Source organism: Lacrimispora sp. (assembly GCF_032078915.1).
GTDB lineage: Bacteria > Bacillota > Clostridia > Lachnospirales > Lachnospiraceae > Lacrimispora.
Genome location: NZ_DAMAUN010000103.1, coordinates 1 through 18,677, shown reverse-complemented (window position 1 = coordinate 18,677; position 18,677 = coordinate 1). Strand labels below are relative to the sequence as shown.

General features: G+C 45.7%; 18 protein-coding genes. 17 read left to right on the top strand and 1 reads right to left on the bottom strand.

Annotated elements, in window-relative coordinates:
* Window positions 1–1,184: MATE family efflux transporter (locus tag RT269_RS26065; protein ID WP_313187047.1), on the bottom strand; the 1,184-nt coding region annotated here is incomplete at its 3' end.
* A gap of 178 nt (window positions 1,185–1,362) precedes the next feature.
* On the opposite strand from RT269_RS26065, the gene fba reads away from it, so the two are divergent.
* From fba to RT269_RS25980, 17 genes are all read left to right on the top strand, one after another.
* Window positions 1,363–2,226, top strand: coding sequence for a class II fructose-1,6-bisphosphate aldolase (gene fba, locus RT269_RS26060; RefSeq protein ID WP_313187046.1), 864 nt, complete (start codon window positions 1,363–1,365; stop codon window positions 2,224–2,226).
* A 178-nt stretch (window positions 2,227–2,404) separates the two neighbouring features.
* Complete coding sequence (locus tag RT269_RS26055) at window positions 2,405–4,522, top strand: glutamine synthetase III family protein (protein WP_313187044.1); 2,118 nt, start codon at window positions 2,405–2,407, stop codon at window positions 4,520–4,522.
* A 189-nt stretch (window positions 4,523–4,711) separates the two neighbouring features.
* Window positions 4,712–6,130 carry a MocR-like pyridoxine biosynthesis transcription factor PdxR gene (gene pdxR, locus RT269_RS26050; protein WP_313187043.1) on the top strand — a complete coding sequence of 473 codons (1,419 nt, stop codon included), beginning with the start codon at window positions 4,712–4,714 and terminating at the stop codon, window positions 6,128–6,130.
* A 100-nt stretch (window positions 6,131–6,230) separates the two neighbouring features.
* The gene (locus tag RT269_RS26045) at window positions 6,231–6,449 is read left to right on the top strand and encodes a FeoA family protein (RefSeq protein ID WP_313187041.1); all 219 of its coding nucleotides are present in this window, start codon (window positions 6,231–6,233) and stop codon (window positions 6,447–6,449) included.
* A 138-nt stretch (window positions 6,450–6,587) separates the two neighbouring features.
* On the top strand, window positions 6,588–7,817 hold the full coding sequence (locus RT269_RS26040; RefSeq protein WP_313187040.1) for an FTR1 family iron permease: 1,230 nt from the start codon (window positions 6,588–6,590) through the stop codon (window positions 7,815–7,817).
* 90 nt (window positions 7,818–7,907) lie between these two features.
* A complete protein-coding gene (locus RT269_RS26035) occupies window positions 7,908–8,540 on the top strand; it encodes an iron transporter (protein ID WP_313187039.1) in 633 nt (210 codons plus the stop codon).
* A gap of 91 nt (window positions 8,541–8,631) precedes the next feature.
* Window positions 8,632–9,882: a Fe-S-containing protein gene (locus RT269_RS26030; protein WP_313187037.1), complete on the top strand. Its 1,251-nt coding sequence runs from the start codon at window positions 8,632–8,634 to the stop codon at window positions 9,880–9,882.
* A gap of 13 nt (window positions 9,883–9,895) precedes the next feature.
* On the top strand, window positions 9,896–11,179 hold the full coding sequence (locus RT269_RS26025; RefSeq protein WP_313187035.1) for an ABC transporter permease: 1,284 nt from the start codon (window positions 9,896–9,898) through the stop codon (window positions 11,177–11,179).
* Between the two features lie 4 nt (window positions 11,180–11,183).
* Window positions 11,184–12,320 carry an ABC transporter permease gene (locus RT269_RS26020; protein WP_313187033.1) on the top strand — a complete coding sequence of 379 codons (1,137 nt, stop codon included), beginning with the start codon at window positions 11,184–11,186 and terminating at the stop codon, window positions 12,318–12,320.
* 9 nt (window positions 12,321–12,329) lie between these two features.
* Window positions 12,330–13,019, top strand: coding sequence for an ABC transporter ATP-binding protein (locus tag RT269_RS26015; RefSeq protein ID WP_331664236.1), 690 nt, complete (start codon window positions 12,330–12,332; stop codon window positions 13,017–13,019).
* Window positions 13,016–13,462: an FMN-binding protein gene (locus RT269_RS26010; protein WP_313187031.1), complete on the top strand. Its 447-nt coding sequence runs from the start codon at window positions 13,016–13,018 to the stop codon at window positions 13,460–13,462. The genes RT269_RS26015 and RT269_RS26010 overlap by 4 nt, the downstream gene beginning before the upstream one ends.
* 60 nt (window positions 13,463–13,522) lie before the next feature.
* Window positions 13,523–13,984, top strand: a complete 462-nt coding sequence (locus RT269_RS26005; RefSeq protein WP_313187029.1) for a DUF4418 family protein — start codon at window positions 13,523–13,525, stop codon at window positions 13,982–13,984.
* Window positions 13,956–15,167: an ABC transporter permease gene (locus RT269_RS26000; RefSeq protein WP_313187027.1), complete on the top strand. Its 1,212-nt coding sequence runs from the start codon at window positions 13,956–13,958 to the stop codon at window positions 15,165–15,167. Before RT269_RS26005 ends, RT269_RS26000 begins: the two co-directional genes overlap by 29 nt.
* Entirely contained in the window at window positions 15,167–15,865 is a 699-nt protein-coding gene (locus tag RT269_RS25995; protein ID WP_313187025.1) for an ABC transporter ATP-binding protein, read from the top strand. Before RT269_RS26000 ends, RT269_RS25995 begins: the two co-directional genes overlap by 1 nt.
* Window positions 15,866–16,406: 541 nt before the next feature.
* Complete coding sequence (locus tag RT269_RS25990) at window positions 16,407–17,450, top strand: M42 family metallopeptidase (RefSeq protein WP_313187023.1); 1,044 nt, start codon at window positions 16,407–16,409, stop codon at window positions 17,448–17,450.
* A gap of 94 nt (window positions 17,451–17,544) precedes the next feature.
* Window positions 17,545–17,877: a PTS lactose/cellobiose transporter subunit IIA gene (locus tag RT269_RS25985; protein WP_038278238.1), complete on the top strand. Its 333-nt coding sequence runs from the start codon at window positions 17,545–17,547 to the stop codon at window positions 17,875–17,877.
* Between the two features lie 90 nt (window positions 17,878–17,967).
* The coding region (locus tag RT269_RS25980) for a family 4 glycosyl hydrolase (protein ID WP_442913838.1) at window positions 17,968–18,677 on the top strand (710 nt) is incomplete at its 3' end.

Here is an 18,677-nt window from a genome sequence, read left to right as displayed (position 1 = left end):
TTGGTCAGGCAGAAGGACAGGGGATGGATTATCATGCAGCAGATGCTGTGGTAAAGCATCAGCTTGTAAGCCAGGGCGCTGGTTTCACCCGAAAGATGAAACAGGCTGCATATGGGATTTAAAAACGGTATGATGGAAAGGTTTAATATCCACAGACAGATATATGCCGTTTTTAAAAGCTTTCCCATATATCTGCGGGCCTGTTTCAGTTCGCCGGCTCCTACGCACTGCCCCACAACGGTTACCAGTGCTATGCCTATAGCGCTGGCAGGGATGGTTTCCAGGCCGCAGATGGTGCTTGCCACCGCATTTGCAGCAATGGCCATGGTACCGAAGCTGGAGGTCAGACTGGACAGCAAAAGCTTTCCCAGCTGGAAAATACTGTTTTCCAGGCCGTTTGGTATGCCGATGTAGAGGATCTGGCGCAGCATCCTCTTGTCCGCACGCAGGCGGAACTCAATGGGGAAATTGTTCTGCTTTTTAAGAAGAACCAGCATAACCACCGCGGACAGGATCCTGGAAAACAGGGTGGAAAGCCCGGCGCCTGCCACACCCATTTGAAATACATAAATTAACAGGACATTTCCTGCGATGTTGCAGAGGTTGGCACCGAGGGAGACTTGCATGGATACCTTGGAGTTTCCGGCTGTCCTGAAAAGGGCTGCACTGCTGTTATAAAATGCCAGGAATGGATAAGAGAGGGAGGATATATAGAAATAGATTCTCCCGTTTTGCATGACATCCTGGCCGATCTCACCGTATATGAGCCTTAGAAGCTGCCCGTTAAAGATCAGGGTCACTGCCATAATGACCATGGAAAGCCCGCCCACGGCCAGAAACAGCTGGCCTGAGGCTTTGGCAACATTTTTTTCATCCTTCCGGCCGATGTACTGGGCTGTTACCACGGAACCACCCGCGGCCATTGCCCCGAATAATCCGATCAGGAGGACGTTTATGGTTTCCACGATGGATATGCCCGACACGGCTTCTTCGCCGCAGGAGGCTACCATGATGATATCAGCCATTCCCATAAATACAGCCAGTATCTGTTCTATGACTAAGGGGAAAATCAACTGGCGAAGCTGCTTGCCGGAGAACAGATCCGTCCCTTCCTGGCGTTCCTGCATTTCTGTGGTTTCAGAGCCCTGTCGGCGGAAAATGCCTTGCCATATCTTTCGTTTCATAAAAAATCTCCTATTATGTATTTAGAACTTGTCCTCATTATAAGGCATAGCGCAGATAAAAGCAAAATGTAACTTTGTTATAAAAAAGACAATCTGGAAAAATTATTCTTTCCAAATAGGATAAGATGGTATATAATAATATGGAGTAAGAGAAAAAATACAAATGGAGGTTTGTGATATGTTAGTTTCGGCAAAAGATATGCTTGAAAAAGCAAGAGACGGAAAGTACGCAGTTGGACAGTTCAACATCAACAACCTTGAGTGGACGAAAGCTGTTTTACAGACAGCCGAAGAACTGAAATCCCCGGTTATCCTGGGAGTTTCCGAAGGCGCTGGTAAATACATGACAGGCTATAAGACCGTATCAGCTATGGTAAAGGCCATGATCGAAGAATTAAACATTACAGTTCCCGTAGCACTTCATCTGGATCATGGTTCCTATGACGGCTGCTATAAGTGCATTGAAGCGGGATTTTCTTCCATTATGTTTGACGGTTCCCATTATCCTATCGCTGAGAACGTAGCAAAGACTACTGAGCTTGTTAAGGTCTGTGCAGAAAAAGGACTTTCCATTGAAGCAGAGGTTGGTTCTATCGGCGGCGAGGAAGACGGCGTAGTGGGTATGGGCGAATGCGCAGATCCTGATGAGTGCAAGCAGGTTGCAGACTTAGGCGTGACCATGCTGGCTGCAGGTATCGGCAACATTCACGGAAAGTATCCGGAAAACTGGGCTGGTTTAAGTTTTGAGACCCTGGCTGCCATCAAGGAGAAAGTAGGCGACATGCCTTTAGTACTTCACGGTGGGACAGGCATCCCGGAAGACCAGATTAAGAAGGCCATCAGCCTTGGCGTTGCAAAGATCAATGTGAATACAGAGTGCCAGCTTACCTTTGCAGAAGCTACCCGTAAGTACATTGAAGCAGGCAAGGATTTAGAAGGCAAGGGCTTTGATCCCCGTAAGCTTCTCGCCCCCGGAACAGATGCCATTAAAGCAACTGTAAAAGAGAAGATGGAATTATTTGGCTCCGTTGGTAAAGCTTAAGGAAAATATTTTTTTAAAAAGTACTTGATTTTTTAGGAAAAATGGTTTAATTTAATTTAAGAACGATGGCGTTCTCCTTATACCGGGAGGACGCCTTTTCTGATTTATGCGCATAATCAGATCGCGAGGAGACTATAAGGCAGTTTGACTTATCAAAATATGGGAGGATGGAAAATTTATGAGCGAAGTTGTAAACGTAGCTGAGCTGTTTGGTAAGAATGTATTTAACGAAACCGTAATGAGAGAGCGTTTGCCAAAATCTGTTTTCAAAAAATTAAAGAAAACCATTGAGGATGGCGCAGTGCTGGACCCATCCATTGCAGACGTAGTTTCACATGCCATGAAGGACTGGGCCATTGAAAGAGGTGCAACTCACTATACCCATTGGTTTCAGCCTCTTACCGGAATTACCGCTGAAAAACATGATTCCTTCATCTCCGCCCCGACATCGGAAGGAAAGGTAATTATGGAGTTTTCCGGGAAGGAACTGGTAAAGGGAGAGCCGGATGCTTCATCGTTCCCGTCCGGAGGCTTAAGGGCGAATTTTGAAGCAAGAGGCTATACCGCCTGGGATTGTACTTCCCCTGCATTCTTAAGAGAAGATGCCATCGGTGTCACTCTCTGCATTCCCACCGCTTTCTGTTCTTATACAGGAGAAGCTCTTGACAAAAAAACACCTCTCTTAAGATCCATGGAAGCTGTCGACGAGCAGGCTTTAAGAATCTTAAGATTATTCGGAAATACCACTTCAAAAAGGGTTACTCCTTCCGTTGGTGCCGAGCAGGAATATTTCCTGGTTGATCATGAAAAGTATTTACAGAGAAAAGACTTAATTTATGCCGGACGCACCCTGTTCGGAGCCATGCCCCCGAAGGGACAGGAGCTGGAAGACCATTACTTCGGTTCCATCCGCGAGAGGATCGCAGCTTTTATGAAGGAAGTGAATGAGGAGCTGTGGAAGTTAGGTGTGCCTGCAAAGACCCAGCATAATGAAGTAGCTCCCGCCCAGCATGAGCTGGCCCCTATCTATGAGCAGGCGAATGTGGCCGTTGACCATAACCAATTAGTAATGGAAACTTTAAAAAAGGTGGCTGGCCGTCATGGATTGAACTGCCTGCTTCATGAAAAGCCGTTTGCAGGGGTCAATGGTTCCGGTAAGCATAACAACTGGTCTTTAACCACTGACGATGGAATCAACCTGTTAAATCCAGGGGAAACACCTCATGAGAACATCCAGTTCCTGCTGGTGCTGTCCTGTATCTTAAAGGCGGTTGACCGTCATGCGGATCTGCTTCGGGAATCTGCGGCTGATGTTGGAAATGATCACAGGCTTGGGGCAAATGAAGCACCGCCGGCCATTATCTCCATATTCATCGGCGAACAGCTTGAGGATGTAGTAGATCAGCTTTGCAGCACCGGAGAGGCTACCCGTTCCAAGGCGGGCGGTACCTTAAAGACAGGAGTTAGAACCTTGCCTGATTTATTCAAGGATGCCACGGACAGAAACAGAACCTCCCCATTTGCATTTACCGGCAATAAGTTCGAGTTCCGGATGGTTGGTTCCTCTGATTCCATTTCTTCTCCCAATGTGGTTTTAAACACCATTACTGCTGAAGCGTTAAAAGAAGCGGCAGATGTCCTTGAGAAGGCGGCTGATTTTGATACGGCAGTTCATGACATGATCAAAGAGCAGCTGGCAGCTCATAGAAGGATCATTTTCAACGGCAACGGCTATTCCCAGGCCTGGGTGGATGAAGCGGAAAGAAGAGGTCTTCCAAACCTTAAGTCAATGGTTGAGGCGATTCCTGCTCTTACCACAGATGCTTCGGTAAAGATGTTTGAGGAGTTTAAGGTATTCACAAAGGCTGAGCTGGAATCCCGGGTTGAGATCGAATATGAGGCTTACAGCAAAGCCATTAACATCGAGGCGAGAGCTATGATCGACATGGCCGGAAAGCAGATCATCCCGGCGGTTGTGAAGTATGCTTCTCTGCTGGCAGATTCTCTGGGAAAGGTAAAGTCAGCGTGTCCGGCAGCCGATACCAGTGTTCAGGAAGAGCTTCTCATAGAGGTTAGTGCTTATCTTTCCGATATGAAGGTAGCCCTGGCCACCCTGTCAGATGCTGATGCGAAATGTACGGCAACCGAAGGAAACAAGGAACGGGCAAATGCTTTCCGGGATGAGGTAGTACCTGCCATGGCAGCTCTCCGTGATCCTGCTGATAAGCTGGAAATGATCGTAGATAAAGAATTTTGGCCAATGCCAAGTTACGGAGACTTGATCTTCGAAGTGTAGACAGTACTTTTCATCAGGTACTTATGAAAATAGGGCCTTATGAAAGGTAAGTTATAAAAAGGCATGACAAACTACTCTACCGAATTACGTTTTTTTATTCGGCAGAGTAGTTTAGCTTTGCTTTTTTTTAGATATCAGTTAGTTTAAACTAACTTAGCGCTATACCGAGATATAGGGAGGAGTGAGTATATGTTTGTGCTAGACAAAAATGACGCTATGTCTTTATATGCTCAATTATATCAACAGATAAAGAATGATATATTGAAAGGCAATATAAAGCCTGGGACAAAACTTTTATCCAGCCGGAAGCTGGCTATGGATTTACGGATAAGCCGGAATACGGTTGAATTAGCTTATGATAAATTAAGTTCAGAGGGCTTTTTAACCAGCAGGTCCCGCCAGGGATACTATGCCGAACTGCCGCTTGCTGAAGCGATTGGCAAAAAAGACAGAGCGGAAACCATGCATACGGGATTGGAACCCCAGGCCGAACATGTAGTTTATGATTTTCAGAATAAAAAGTTGCAGACGGATGAATTTCCCTTTGGGAAATGGAAGACGCTTACAAATAAATGTTTCCTTGACTATAAAAATGGTTTTTTACAGTATGGCTGCCCATTTGGGGAACCGGGGCTTCGGTCTGAAATACAAAGATTTATCTATCATAAAAGGCAAGTGAATTGCCAGGTCAAACAAATAATCATAGGATCTGGGACACAGTTTTGTCTGGAACTCATTTGCCAGATGCTAAAGGCCAAGGGTTTAAGCATTGCAATGGAGGATCCGGGATATGACCGAACCCGAATGACCTTCCAAAACAATGGTTTTCAGGTTTATCCGGTACCTGTTGATGAACACGGGATAGAAATAGGCTCGTTGAATCCCATGAAAGCAGCGGCAGTCTACGTAACGCCGTCACATCAATTTCCAACGGGTGTTATCATGTCAAAAGACAGGCGAATGGAATTAGCCGGCTGGGCAAAACGCAATGATGCATTGATTATAGAAGATGACTATAACTGCTGTTTTCAGTATGACAGGAGCCAGGTCCCTTCCATCCATTCATTTTGCAGTGACCATGTGATTTACATGGGGACTTTTTCTGACATGCTGTTTCCCGCCATCGGCGTGTCTTATATGGTGCTTCCGGAACCGCTGCTGGGAGAATTGTGTGACCGGTATTGTCATGACACTACATTTGTGCCTTTTCTTACGCAAAAGACATTAGAGCTCTTCATGCGCGAAGGGCTTTGGGAAAAACATATGAGAAAAACGGTTATGCACCAGAGAAAAAAACGAGATATGCTAGTAAATTCACTCCAAAATGTATTTGAGGATAAGATTGATGTTTGGGGAGTGCATGCGGGCCTTCATATATTGGTGCAGGCGAAATGGCCGGTAACAGAGGCTGAACTGATTGCCAGTGCCAGCAAAGTGGGGGTGGGGATACGGCCGGCATCAGATTTTTTTAGTTGTCCCCAGAATAGAAAAGATGGTCTGGTGCTTCTCAATTATGGAGGAATGCTGTTGGAACAAATCCCTATTGCAATCAAACTCCTTGGTCAAGCCTGGCTAAACAATGAGCCTGGAGCCATAAAAGAACTTTGATACTGGTTCTTGCGCCTTGAGCCATACACTTTTACAATATGTTAAGAATGAAAGGGATTGCTATATGCACGATTCAAATAACATATAAAGGAGTGATAAGGTGCTTTTGTCATTGGCGCCACTTGGCGAAATAAATCGAATCAAGGCAATTTGGTGCGATGAGGAAACAAGAAATTTTCTTGAGGTTTTAGGTTTTCTCATTGACACGGAGGTAATCGTGAAATCAAAACTATATGACGATTCCTTTATTATTTATGTTGGAAATAAACGCATGGCCATAGGAGAGGAATTGGCACGTAAAATCATAGTGGGACCATGACTGCTCAAAATCAGGGAATAGCTCTGGACCTATTGCAGATTCTTGAAACTGGCTCTTGTACTTCGAGTTAGTATGGACTAACCTTGTAGGTGGTATTTTGTTGGTGCTGCTTAAGGCTATAGAAAGGAGGTATATAAAGTGCGTAAAATATTAGCTTCGGCTGTTTTGGTGTTTGTCCTTGTGAGCATGCTTTCTGCCACGGTATTTGCCGCTTCTCATGAAACATGGAATGAGGTAGTGGATGAGATGGAAGATGTTTTGAACGAATCTTACGATATCTATGTATCAGGAGATGCAAAAGCTGCGAAAGACCAGGTGGATGTTGCCTATTACTCATATTATGAAAAGCTGGGTTTTGAAAAAACGGTAATGGCTCACATTTCAGGTAACCGTGCGGCTACTGTGGAATATCAGTTCAGCTTTGCGAAAAAGGCAATAAACGCCGGCAGTTCAAACGGTGAAGTCAGAGCTTCCCTCGATGAGCTGATCAAACTGCTAAGAGAGGATGCCAACCAGCTGGACGGTAAGAAAGAGAGTGCCGTAAGTGTTTTCCGTTCTTCGCTCCTGATCATAACAAGAGAAGGTTTTGAGGCGATACTAATTGTCGGTGCGATCATTGCTTATCTCATAAAGTCGGGAAACAAGCAGAAAACCGGCGCGGTATATTGGGGTTCGCTTGTTGCTCTGGGCGCCAGCGTCCTGATGGCATTTATCTTAAACAGCTTATCCGGTGCGAGTGGCGCCAATCAGGAGATTACCGAGGGAGTTACAATGCTGATTGCCGTTGTGGTGCTGTTTTATGTCAGCAACTGGATGGTTTCCAAAGCGGAATCGGCCGTTTGGACAGGCTATATTGAAGGGAAGGTTCAAAGTTCCATTACCAAGGGAAGCATGTTCTCGCTGGCGTTTGCTGCGTTTCTCGCAGTTTTCCGTGAAGGTGCCGAAACAATTCTGTTTTATCAGGCATTATTAGCGGGTACAAAGACTTATATCAATATGGTATGGGCCGGCCTTGGAGTCGGATGCCTGGCTCTGGTGGTCATTTATCTGCTGATTCGTTTTATGAGCATCAAATTGCCGCTTAAACCATTTTTCCTTGGTACAAGCATCTTGATGTTTGTCATGTCCATTACCTTTGTTGGGTCCGGGATCAAAGAATTGCAGGAAGGCAACGTGATAGGGGTCACACCGGTACCGGGTATATCTTCCGTTGATATTCTGGGAATTTACCCCACATTGGAAACGCTGATTCCCCAAGTTGTTTTACTTATTGCAACGGTTATTACATTTGTAATTCAGATCAGGAAATGGAAAAAGGGAAGAATTATGAAAGCGCCTGCCGCTGATAAGCCAACCGGCACTCGGTAAGTGAAGCATGTAATAAAGGAATCTAATCTAGATAATTGTAATTTCAGTAATATATTGTGAATTCAAATCAAAACTCAGGAGGAATAAATTATGAAATTTAAAAAGATGTCTGCCTTTGCTCTGGCGTCTGTGATGATGATGGCCCTTGGCCTCACCGCTTGCTCATCGGGCAATAAAACTTCCGGCAACACAACCGAAACGACAGTTGTTGATTCAGGCGAGGACAGTGGCGCGGCGGCTCCCGGCGAGGTCGCCGGCTTCGAAGAATTTCCCATTGGCGATGATATAGAGCTTTCGCCGCTGAATGTTGCGGCTGTGTATTTCCAGCCTGTTGACATGGAACCGGCGGATAAAGCTGGCCTTCCGGCTTCTGAATCCGATATGCATATAGAGGCGGGTATCTCCGCGCTGAAGAACGATTTAGGCTATGGCGTAGGTGATTTTGTCCCGAACCTCACCGTTAATTATGAGATTACCAGTGAAGATGGAAAAACAAAGGTTGAAGGAACTTTCATGCCTATGAATGCAAGCGACGGCCCCCACTATGGTGCAAACATAAAGCTCGGTGCGGCCGGTACATATAAGGTTCGCTTTCTTATAGAGAGTCCCGAAGCACAGGGCTTCCTCCTTCATGTTGATAAAGAAACAGGCGTTACCGGAAGCTATTGGACGGAGCCTCTTGTAGCTGAATGGGATTTTGATTATGTGCCAAGAGTTTGGTAATTTGTTCGAATAGGATACGCGCCATGACCAGCTCGCACACAAGGGCGAAGCAGTCATGGCGCATTTACGCTCACAGGGAGGTGGTGACACCATGCTGAAATATCTAATACAGGTTGTGCAGAATTTGCTTACAACTGGGATTCTTCTAGGGATGCTTTTTTCGCTTATACACATCAATAACAAACAAAGACAGAAAAAATGGCTGTTTTCCGGGTTTGCAGCAGGAGTTGTATCCGCTCTGATTTTATCATTCCTCAAAGCCACCACCGTGCTGATTAAAAGGGAATACTTCAATATCGGTATTTTGTCTGTTGCCATTTTTGCAGAAATTCTTTTTTATATGCTTTCATGGGGAGTTCTCCAAAAAAGAGCGCCCAAATTGTATGAAAAGATATGGAATATTGTAAATGCCGTTTTAGTGGCCTCGCTGCTGCTCTACAGCCTGCCAAGTGTTTTCTTGTATCCAACGGAGTTTGTGATGACAGGCGGAAGCATATTCGGTACTGATTTTCTTTTTAAGATGATCGGATATCTGGGAGGTTTACTGATTGTGGGTCTTGCCGGGTTCGCCCTGTATAAAGTCGGAATGAGTTCATCCGTTCAGCTCGTGCGCGTACTGCTGACGATTGGGCTTGCTGTCAATATGGTCAACCAGGCTGCCACCATTGTTCAGTTTTTGCTGGCAAGGCGCATCATCCCAATGTCAAAATGGTTGTTTGGATTCATTAAAATAGCTGTCAATTATAACGACTGCTTCCTATATGGCATTATGGCGGTCACACTCCTTTTATTGGTTGTCCTGTGGATAAAAAGTCTGCATCCGAAAGAAACGTATACAAATCCTGCGCAGCATAGGAGGATCCGGGCGACATCCCGCAGGCAAAAGCGCTGGTGCGTCGTTGTGGCGGCAGGATATATCCTGGCAGTTCTATGCCTGACTGTGGTTAAGGCCTATGATGAAAAAGAGGTGGTCCTATCCCCTGCCGAGGACATGGACATCGTTGGAAATGAAATTGTTATCCCTCTGGAAAATATCAATGACGGCCATTTGCACCGGTATGTTTATACTGCCTCAAATGGCATTGAGGTGAGGTTCATTGTGATCAAAAAAAGTGCGGCAGCATATGGAGTGGGGCTTGATGCCTGCGATATCTGCGGTCCCACCGGTTATTATGAGCGTGACGATGAGGTAATTTGTAAGCTCTGTGACGTTGTCATGAATAAGTCTACCATCGGATTTAAGGGAGGCTGCAATCCGGTACCCCTCTCTTACAGCTTGTCAGGCGGTAATATGGTGCTGCAAACGCAAAATTTGGAAAACGAAAAGAGCAGGTTTAAATGAGGGAGGTGATTTTGTGTTCTTGAGAATGGTAAAAGGCGCGTTGTTCCGTCAAAAAGGAAAAATGCTCATGATTGCATTTACAATTGCATTGGGAGCTTCACTTGCCACTGCTATGCTCAATGTCATGTTTGATGTGGGGGATAAGGTCAATCAGGAACTAAAAACCTATGGTGCAAATATCAATGTCGTTCCAAAGGAGGCTTCTCTGCTGGATGACCTTTACGGTGTTGGGGAAGGTGCGGGAGTTTCCAATCAATACTTGAAAGAATCAGAGCTTGGGAATATTAAAACAATATTCTGGGCTTTTAACATCGTGGATTTTACCCCATATCTTGAGACGGCGGTGAAGCCGGACTCCGGGGAAAGTGAAATAAAGCTCGTAGGAACGTGGTTTCACCATCATTTAGAACTTCCCACAGGGGAATCTTTGGATACGGGCATGAAAAATATGAAGAGCTGGTGGGAAGTATCCGGCGAATGGCTGACCGATCAGGACCAAAATTCTGCGATGGCGGGCAGCCTTGTGGCAGCCAGAAACAATATAAAAGTCGGTGATACCATCACCGTTGAATCACAGGGAAAAACCAGGAAATTGACAGTTAAGGGAGTTTTTAATGCAGGGAGCGACGAGGACGAACGAATTTACGTTCCGTTACAGACCGCGCAGGAATTGGCGGGCCGGACAGGGCTTGTCAGCAGCATTGAGGTCAGCGCTTTAACAACGCCTGACAATGAGCTTTCCCGGAAGGCGGCGCAAAACCCCAAAAGCCTTTCCATCAAGGAATGGGAAACATGGTATTGTACGGCCTATGTCAGTTCAATTTCCTATCAAATACAAGAAGTGATTACAGATGCAGTTGCAAAGCCCATTCGCCAGGTCGCGGAATCAGAAGGCGCAATCCTGGAGAAAACACAACTGTTGATGCTTTTGATCACCATTTTAAGTCTTATCGGATCGGCGCTTGGCATTTCCAACCTTGTCACGGCCAGCGTGATGGAACGCAGTCGTGAAATTGGATTGCTGAAAGCGGTCGGCGGACATAATTCCCCTATTTCATGGCTCGTCTTAACAGAGATACTTGTTACCGCAGTCGTGGGCGGCGTTGTGGGATACTTTGCCGGGCTTTTATTTGCCCAGATTATAGGACAATCTGTTTTTGGATCGGCCATTGTCATGAAACCGGTGGTCATTCCTCTTGTGGCGGTTTTGGTATTTGTTGTAACTTTAGCGGGAAGTATTCCGTCTATCCGTCTTCTGCTATCTCTTCGCCCGGCGGAAGTCTTACATGGCAGGTGATTATATGAAAAGACAAACAATGTATTTTAGAATGATAACAAGCTCCCTCATCCGGCGGCATTCCAGAATGCTCGTGGCATTGCTGGCGGTTGCAATCGGCGCGACGATTTTATCCGGCCTTGTCACCATCTATTACGACGTTCCGCGGCAGATGGGCCAGGAATTTCGTTCCTATGGGGCGAATCTCATACTTGTACCGTCCGGTGATAAAGCAGCGTTCCGCTTAGAGGCGGTTGAACGGGCGGCGGATTTTATTCCTCCCGGTGATATCGTGGGCATCGCTCCCTATCGCTATGAAACGCTCAAGATCAACGAACAGCCATTTATGGCGGCGGGTACGGATTTGGATGAAGTGAAGAAGACAAGTCCATATTGGTTTGTTTCAGGAGAGTGGCCTGTAAACGATGGGGCGGTGCTGATCGGTCAGGAAGTTGCCGGACTCATCCGTCTTTCTCCGGGGGATACCATCACGGCGACCGGCACGTCTGCAGACGGCGGGAGCTTCAGCCATGACTTCACTGTTTCGGGAATCGTTCAAACAGGAGGAACGGAGGAAGACTTTATCTTCATGTCTCTTTTGGATCTGGAGAGTCTGATGGGAAACGATGGAGAACTGGATGTAGTGGAATGCAGTATTTCTGCGTCTCAGACGGCGCTGGAAGATATTGTTGGGCAGATAAGTGAAAACGTAGAGGAGGTTACCCCGCGCCTTGTGAAACGGGTTACCCAATCAGAGGGAACTGTTTTGACCAAGCTTCAGGCGTTGGTCTATCTCGTTACGGTGGTGGTGCTGATTCTCACCATGGTTTGCGTCGCAACCACGATGATGGCGGTTGTTGCGGAACGGCGGAAGGAAATCGGTTTGAAAAAGGCGTTAGGCGCTGCTAACAAGAGTATTGTCATGGAATTTTTGGGAGAGGGTTTGTTTTTGGGCGGTCTAGGCGGCTTGCTTGGCGTTGTGCTCGGATTTGTATTTGCCCAGACAGTCAGCATGAATGTTTTTGGCCGTTCCATATCCTTTCAGCCTCTGCTGATCCCTGTGACAATGGTCGTTTCCATAGTTGTAACAGGTCTTGCGTGTCTGATACCTGTCAGGAGTGCGACAGACGTAGACCCGGCGGTTGTTTTGCGTGGTGAATAAAGGAGGGAAATGATGAATTTATTGGAGCTAAAAGACATCTCGAAAATTTACGGCAATGTTAAGGCTTTATGGAATGTTAACCTGGAGGTTTCCCAGGGCGAATGGCTGGCGATCATGGGACCTTCCGGTTCCGGAAAAAGTACTATGATGAATATTATCGGGTGCATGGATAAGCCCTCAAATGGTTCCGTGATTTTAGACGGCACGAATATCTCAAAGGAAAGCGCGAAAAGTCTGACAAATATCAGGCGTGATAAGATCGGGCTGATTTTTCAGCAATTTCATCTGATCAATTATCTTACGGCCCTGGAGAACGTGATGGTCGCGCAGTATTATCACAGCATGCCGGATGAAAAGGAAGCGCTGCAGGCACTGGAGCGGGTCGGACTGGGAGACCGGGCCAGGCACTTACCCAGCCAGCTCTCAGGAGGCGAGCAGCAAAGGGTATGTATCGCCCGCGCCCTGATCAACTATCCTATGCTGATTCTCGCGGACGAGCCTACGGGAAACTTAGATGAGGCGAATGAAGGGATTGTGCTGGATATTTTCAAGCAGCTTCACAAAGAGGGGAGCACCATCGTCGTTGTTACCCATGATCCCGAGGTTGCCGAAGAAGCCCAGCGGACCGTTGTGCTGGAGCATGGGAAAGTTGCGAGAATTATTCAGAATAAAGGAGACGAAAGAAGGTATGTCCGATGAAGAAAAAGGTTATTTCCATGGCCTTCCTTTTTGCATTTGCGTTGACGCTTTTAGCGGGGTGTGGTAAAAACTCTGACAATGAAGCCGGTAATGCGGTGTATTCATCAGGAATTTATACCGGTAAAAGCAGCGAAGATGACCAGGGGGCTTATGGTGAGGTGACAATTACCATTGAAGATAATAAAATAACAGACTGTCAATATGTCACACGGCAAACGGACGGGACTGTGAAGGACGAAAATTACGGGAAGGTTAACGGTGAAATCTCTAATAAGGATTATTATGATAAGGCGCAGCTCGCTGTTGAAGCCATGAAGCAATATGCACAGAAGCTTGTGGAGGTTCAAAGGCCAGAGGATGTGGACGGGGTATCCGGCGCCACAATTTCCTTCAATCAATTCAATGAAGCCGTACATAACGCTCTTGGCGAAGCTAAAAAATGATTATGAGCAAGCCATTGGAATACCATTATAAATAAAATTAAAGTTCAGGAGGCAATTATCATGAAAAATAGACTATTATCCGGTATTGCTGTTGCTGTTTTGGGATTATTGACTGCGCTTGTTCCGGTCTGCATTTTCCGAACTTGCTCAAAAGTAATTGAAACCGCTGCAGGTGGTACGGTGCCAATGAAATGCTTTTGGTCAGGACAGGCGGAAATTGGAATCGGGCTCTTAGTCCTATGTGGTGGAATGCTGCTTGTTGTTTTCAAGTCTCCGCTCACAAGGATTGGAATCAGTATGATGACGGCTTTGACAGGCATTTTGGGAATTTTAGTTCCCACCGCCTTGATTGGTGGCTGTGAGATGGTGACAATGACTTGCCAGATGACAACTTTTCCTGCGCTCATTATATTCAACGCTTTAACGATAGCAATTTGCTCTGCAAACGTAATTTATCTCTGGAGACAGAATAAAAGACTACAGGAGAAAACAGATGGACAGAAAGCCGTTAACAACCGTTAGCATTGCCATTCATAACCTAAAGCACAAACCATTTCGGACGACCGGCTTGATTCTCCTTGTTGCCCTGTTTGCATTCACTCTTTTTGGCGGAACGGTATTGTCCAAAAGTCTTGAAAACGGCATGAACAGTTTGTCCAAAAGAATGGGGGCGGATATTCTTGCAGTGCCCTATGGCTACGAAGCTGATATTCAGAGTGCGCTCCTGCGAGGGGAACCCAGTACTTTTTACTTTGACGCCGGTACCACCGAAAAGGTAGCAGCAATTAATGGAGTGGAAAAAGTATCTCCACAACTTTATATTGCAACGCTGGACGCTGATTGCTGTGCTTACCCCATTCAGCTTATAGGCTTTGATCCCAAAACTGATTTTGTCATTCAGCCGTGGTTATCAGATTCGCTGGATCATCCTCTTGCAGATGGCGAAATTGTCATCGGATGCAATCTCAATGCCAAAGTAGGGCAAAAGCTCACATTCTTCAATCAGACTTTCTTAATTACCGCCCAACTGGACAAAACGGGTATGGGGTTCGATACCTCCGTATTTATGAATCTCACTACGGCAAAGCAGGCAGCGAGGGAATCTGAAAGGCAGAAAGCGCATCCGGTTGCGAAAGATGCTGACTTGATTTCGTCCGTTATGGTTAAAATCAAAAATGGCTATGATGGTAAGGACGTGGCAAATAATATACTAAAAGCCTACGCGAAAGAGAACGTACATGTTGTGGTCGCTAAAAACATGATCAGCAATATCTCCGGAAATTTGCAAGGGCTTACCACCTATATTTACATACTGACGGGCATATTATGGGTTTTGGCAGTGGGAGTGCTCATTATTGTCTTCTCCGTCACATTGAATGGACGGAAAAGAGAATTCAGCGTATTCAGGGTCTTGGGAGCGACAAAGCGTAAATTGGTCAGTCTAATCCTCAGCGAATCTTGTTTGGTCAGTATTTTCGGTACCATAGCCGGAATGGCAGCGGCCGCTTTCGTTGTATTCCCTTTCAGTACCTATATCAGCTCGTTATTGGGATTGCCATATTTGCAGCCATCACATGGGACCTTATCCGGCGTGGCAGTTATGAGCTTCATGATATCCTTTACGATAGGTCCGCTTGCCTCTGTTTATGCCGCGATTAAAATAGGAAGCTCCGAAATCTATACTGTCATGAAGGAGGGGGAATAATGCTGTTAGAAATCAAAGGATTATGCAAAGAATATAAGCGCAGGGAAAAAACATTCTCAGTTGTGGACAACGTGGATTTATCCATTGGACAAGGTGATTTTGTCAGCGTCATCGGGCGTTCGGGAAGCGGCAAAAGCACTCTTCTTAATATGATTGCCGGACTTTTGGAACCTACTTCGGGCAATATCAAACTGGACGATAGGGATATCTACACGCTCAAAGATAGAAAAAAATCGGAAATTAGAAACTCACGATTGGGATACATACCGCAAGGATTTGGAGTCCTGTATAATCTGACCGTTTTTGATAACGTCAGGCTGCCATTTTACCTTTCCAAAAGACAGGGTGATGCAGCAGGGCGGGCATCGTTTCTTCTTGATGAGGTTGGTTTATCCCCCCTTGCTGAAATGATGCCCTCCCAGCTTTCGGGCGGAGAATTGAGGCGTGTCTTAATTGCGCGGGCTCTGATGAACGAGCCGGAGATTTTGATTGCAGATGAACCTACATCAGATTTGGATATTGAGACGACAAAAATAATCATGGATCTTTTTGCACGAATCAATCAAAACGGTACGACAATTTTAATAGTTACGCATGAATTGGATACATTGGAATTTGGAAATAGAGTTTTGACTATGGAATCAGGCCGGTTAACGGAGCATGCGCAATCGAATGCAGCTGAAAAACCTTATATTTAGGTCCCTTAAGCCATATTTATAACAGGAGGTGCTGACCTTGATCCCTTTTCCGCCGGCAATCATGCAGCGATGTTTTTTCCATCTTTTCTATTTCTTAAAAATAATCTTCATAATAACAATTTAAGTCTGTTTTTACCCCAATCCAGGTGTTCCGTAAATATAATGTCATCAAGTTCCACAAGTATTGCCCTTTGTACCATTTGCTCCATCCTCATTTTCGTATACGGATGATTTTATTCTTTCAACCTTCTTTGCCGGTTTTCGACTTATATGATATAATAATAATGCACTGAGACCCAGTTATTTAACGGAAATAAACTGTTTTTCCAAAAGGACATAGCGCCGATTATGGAAGATCATTGCATGGAATATATTTATTTTGACGGTTTGAGCAGGCAGCCGTTGCCTGCGGCTTTAATCAATTAAGCGATTACTCCAAGCTGTTTTTACGATGCTATGGATGTACTCCCAGTCAATACGGGAATTTACATTTACAGTAAAAGACCGCAAAAAGAAAAAAGAAAGAAGAAGGTAGATCACCATGGAGACAATGTCATATGTTACATCTATTCTGGAAAAAATCGTAAATATCCCAAGCCCCAGCGGCTACACCAGGGAAGTCATGAATGTGATCCAGGAAGAGGCCTCGAAATTCGGCTTTTCCTCTGTTTATAACAAGAAAGGCGGCCTCATCATTAAGGTTCCAGGGCAGAAACAGGAGGTTTTGGGCTTATCCGCCCATGTGGACACTCTGGGAGCTATGGTCCGTTCCATTACCAAAACAGGGATGCTTACCATTGTGCCTGTGGGAGGCTTTATGATGGAGACCATCGAAGGCATGTACTGCAAAGTACACACGAGAACCGGTAAAACCTACACCGGGACAATACTCACAAAAGAGCCATCCGTCCACACCTATGACAATGCCAGAACTCTGGAGAGGAAGGTGAAAAATATGGAGATACGCCTGGACGAGTTGGTAGAAAACATCGATGATGTAAAGAAGCTTGAAGTATCCCCTGGGGATTACATCAGCTTTGATCCCATGTTCGTCCATACGGAAAACGGATTTATCAAATCCCGCCACTTAGATGATAAAGCTTCTGTGGCAGTCCTTATGGGAGTATTAAAGGATTTATGGGAGTCCGGGCATAAGCCGGAAAAGACTCTTAAATTAGTGATCAGCAATTACGAAGAGGTGGGTTATGGCGCAAGCTGGATTCCGGAAGATATAGAGGAGTTTATTGCCGTGGACATGGGAGCTTTGGGGGATGACTTGACCGGGGATGAAAAAAAGGTATCCATCTGTGCCCAGGATTCCACCGGGCCTTATGACTATGAAATGACAAACCGCCTCATTGCCGTTGCAAAGGAAAGAGGCCTGGATTTTGCGGTGGATGTATTCCCTCACTACGGTTCTGATGTAGGAAGCGCTATCCGTGGCGGGCATGACATCTGCGGCGCTTTGATCGGTCCGGGAGTTCACGCTTCCCATGGGACCGAACGGACCCATGAGAAAGGTTTAGAACAGACTTTGAAGCTGATTGAAGGGTATATTGGCCTTCCATTTTCCAGCAAGTCTTAAGAAATTATTTTCTCTGCTCTTTTTTCTTCCTCTTGCAAAAAAAAGCTGCTTGTGCTAGTATATAGAAAAATTTGACATAGGGGAGGAGTATACCATGGATGAGAATTATGCTGTAGCATTTCAGCTCATTATGAACGCAGGAAATTCAAAATCGCTTTCCATGATGGCGATGGAATCTGCCAGAGAATTTAACTTTGAGGAGGCGGAAAAATACTTAAAAGAGGCGGAGCTTGAGATGAGATCTGCCCATCAGTCCCAGATTGATTTGATCCAACAGGAAGCCCAGGGGAACCCTGTTGAGGTAAACATCATTCTGGTACATGCCCAGGATCATTTAACCATGGCCATGATGGCAAAGGATCAGGCGGCGGAGGTTTTAAACCTTTACCGGATGATCAAGGATTTAAAGGACGCCATTGAAAAGTAAATAAGAATTTGCCCATAACAGCCTTCTTGCACACTGACATAATCTCAGGAGTAAGAAGGCTTATTACAATCCAGGAAAAGGAGAGAGATTATGGAAGGGATCAAAATCGTTACCATCGGGGGCGGCTCCTCTTATACACCGGAGCTGGTGGAGGGGTTTATCAAACGTTATGAAAAACTGCCTGTAAGAGAGCTTTGGCTGGTAGATATTGAAGCGGGAAGGGAAAAGCTGGAGACTGTAGGCGCCCTTGCGCAGCGCATGGTAAAAAAAGCGGGACTTCCCATGAAGGTGATTCTGTCTTACGACAGGCGGGAAGCTTTAAAGGATGCGGATTATGTGACGACTCAGATGAGAGTGGGGCTATTGGATGCCAGAATCAAGGATGAACGGATCCCCTTAAGCCACGGCATGATCGGTCAGGAGACAAACGGAGCGGCAGGCATGTTCAAGGCATTCCGGACCATTCCGGTGATTCTGGATATTGTAAAGGACATGAAAGAACTCTGCCCGGAGGCATGGATGATCAACTTTACCAATCCTGCGGGAATGATCACAGAGGCTGTGTTAAGATATACGGATTATAAAAAGGTGATCGGCCTTTGTAATGTGCCGGTCAATATGGTAAATGGCTTTGCCAGACTCTTAGATGTGGAGCCGGAGCGGGTGACAATGGAACTGTCCGGATTAAACCACCATATTTTTGCAACCGATGTATATGTGGATGGACAGTCAAGGCTGGAAGAAATCCTGGAAATCTATGAGCACATCAGCGCCGAGGATGCTATTTCCATGAAGAATTT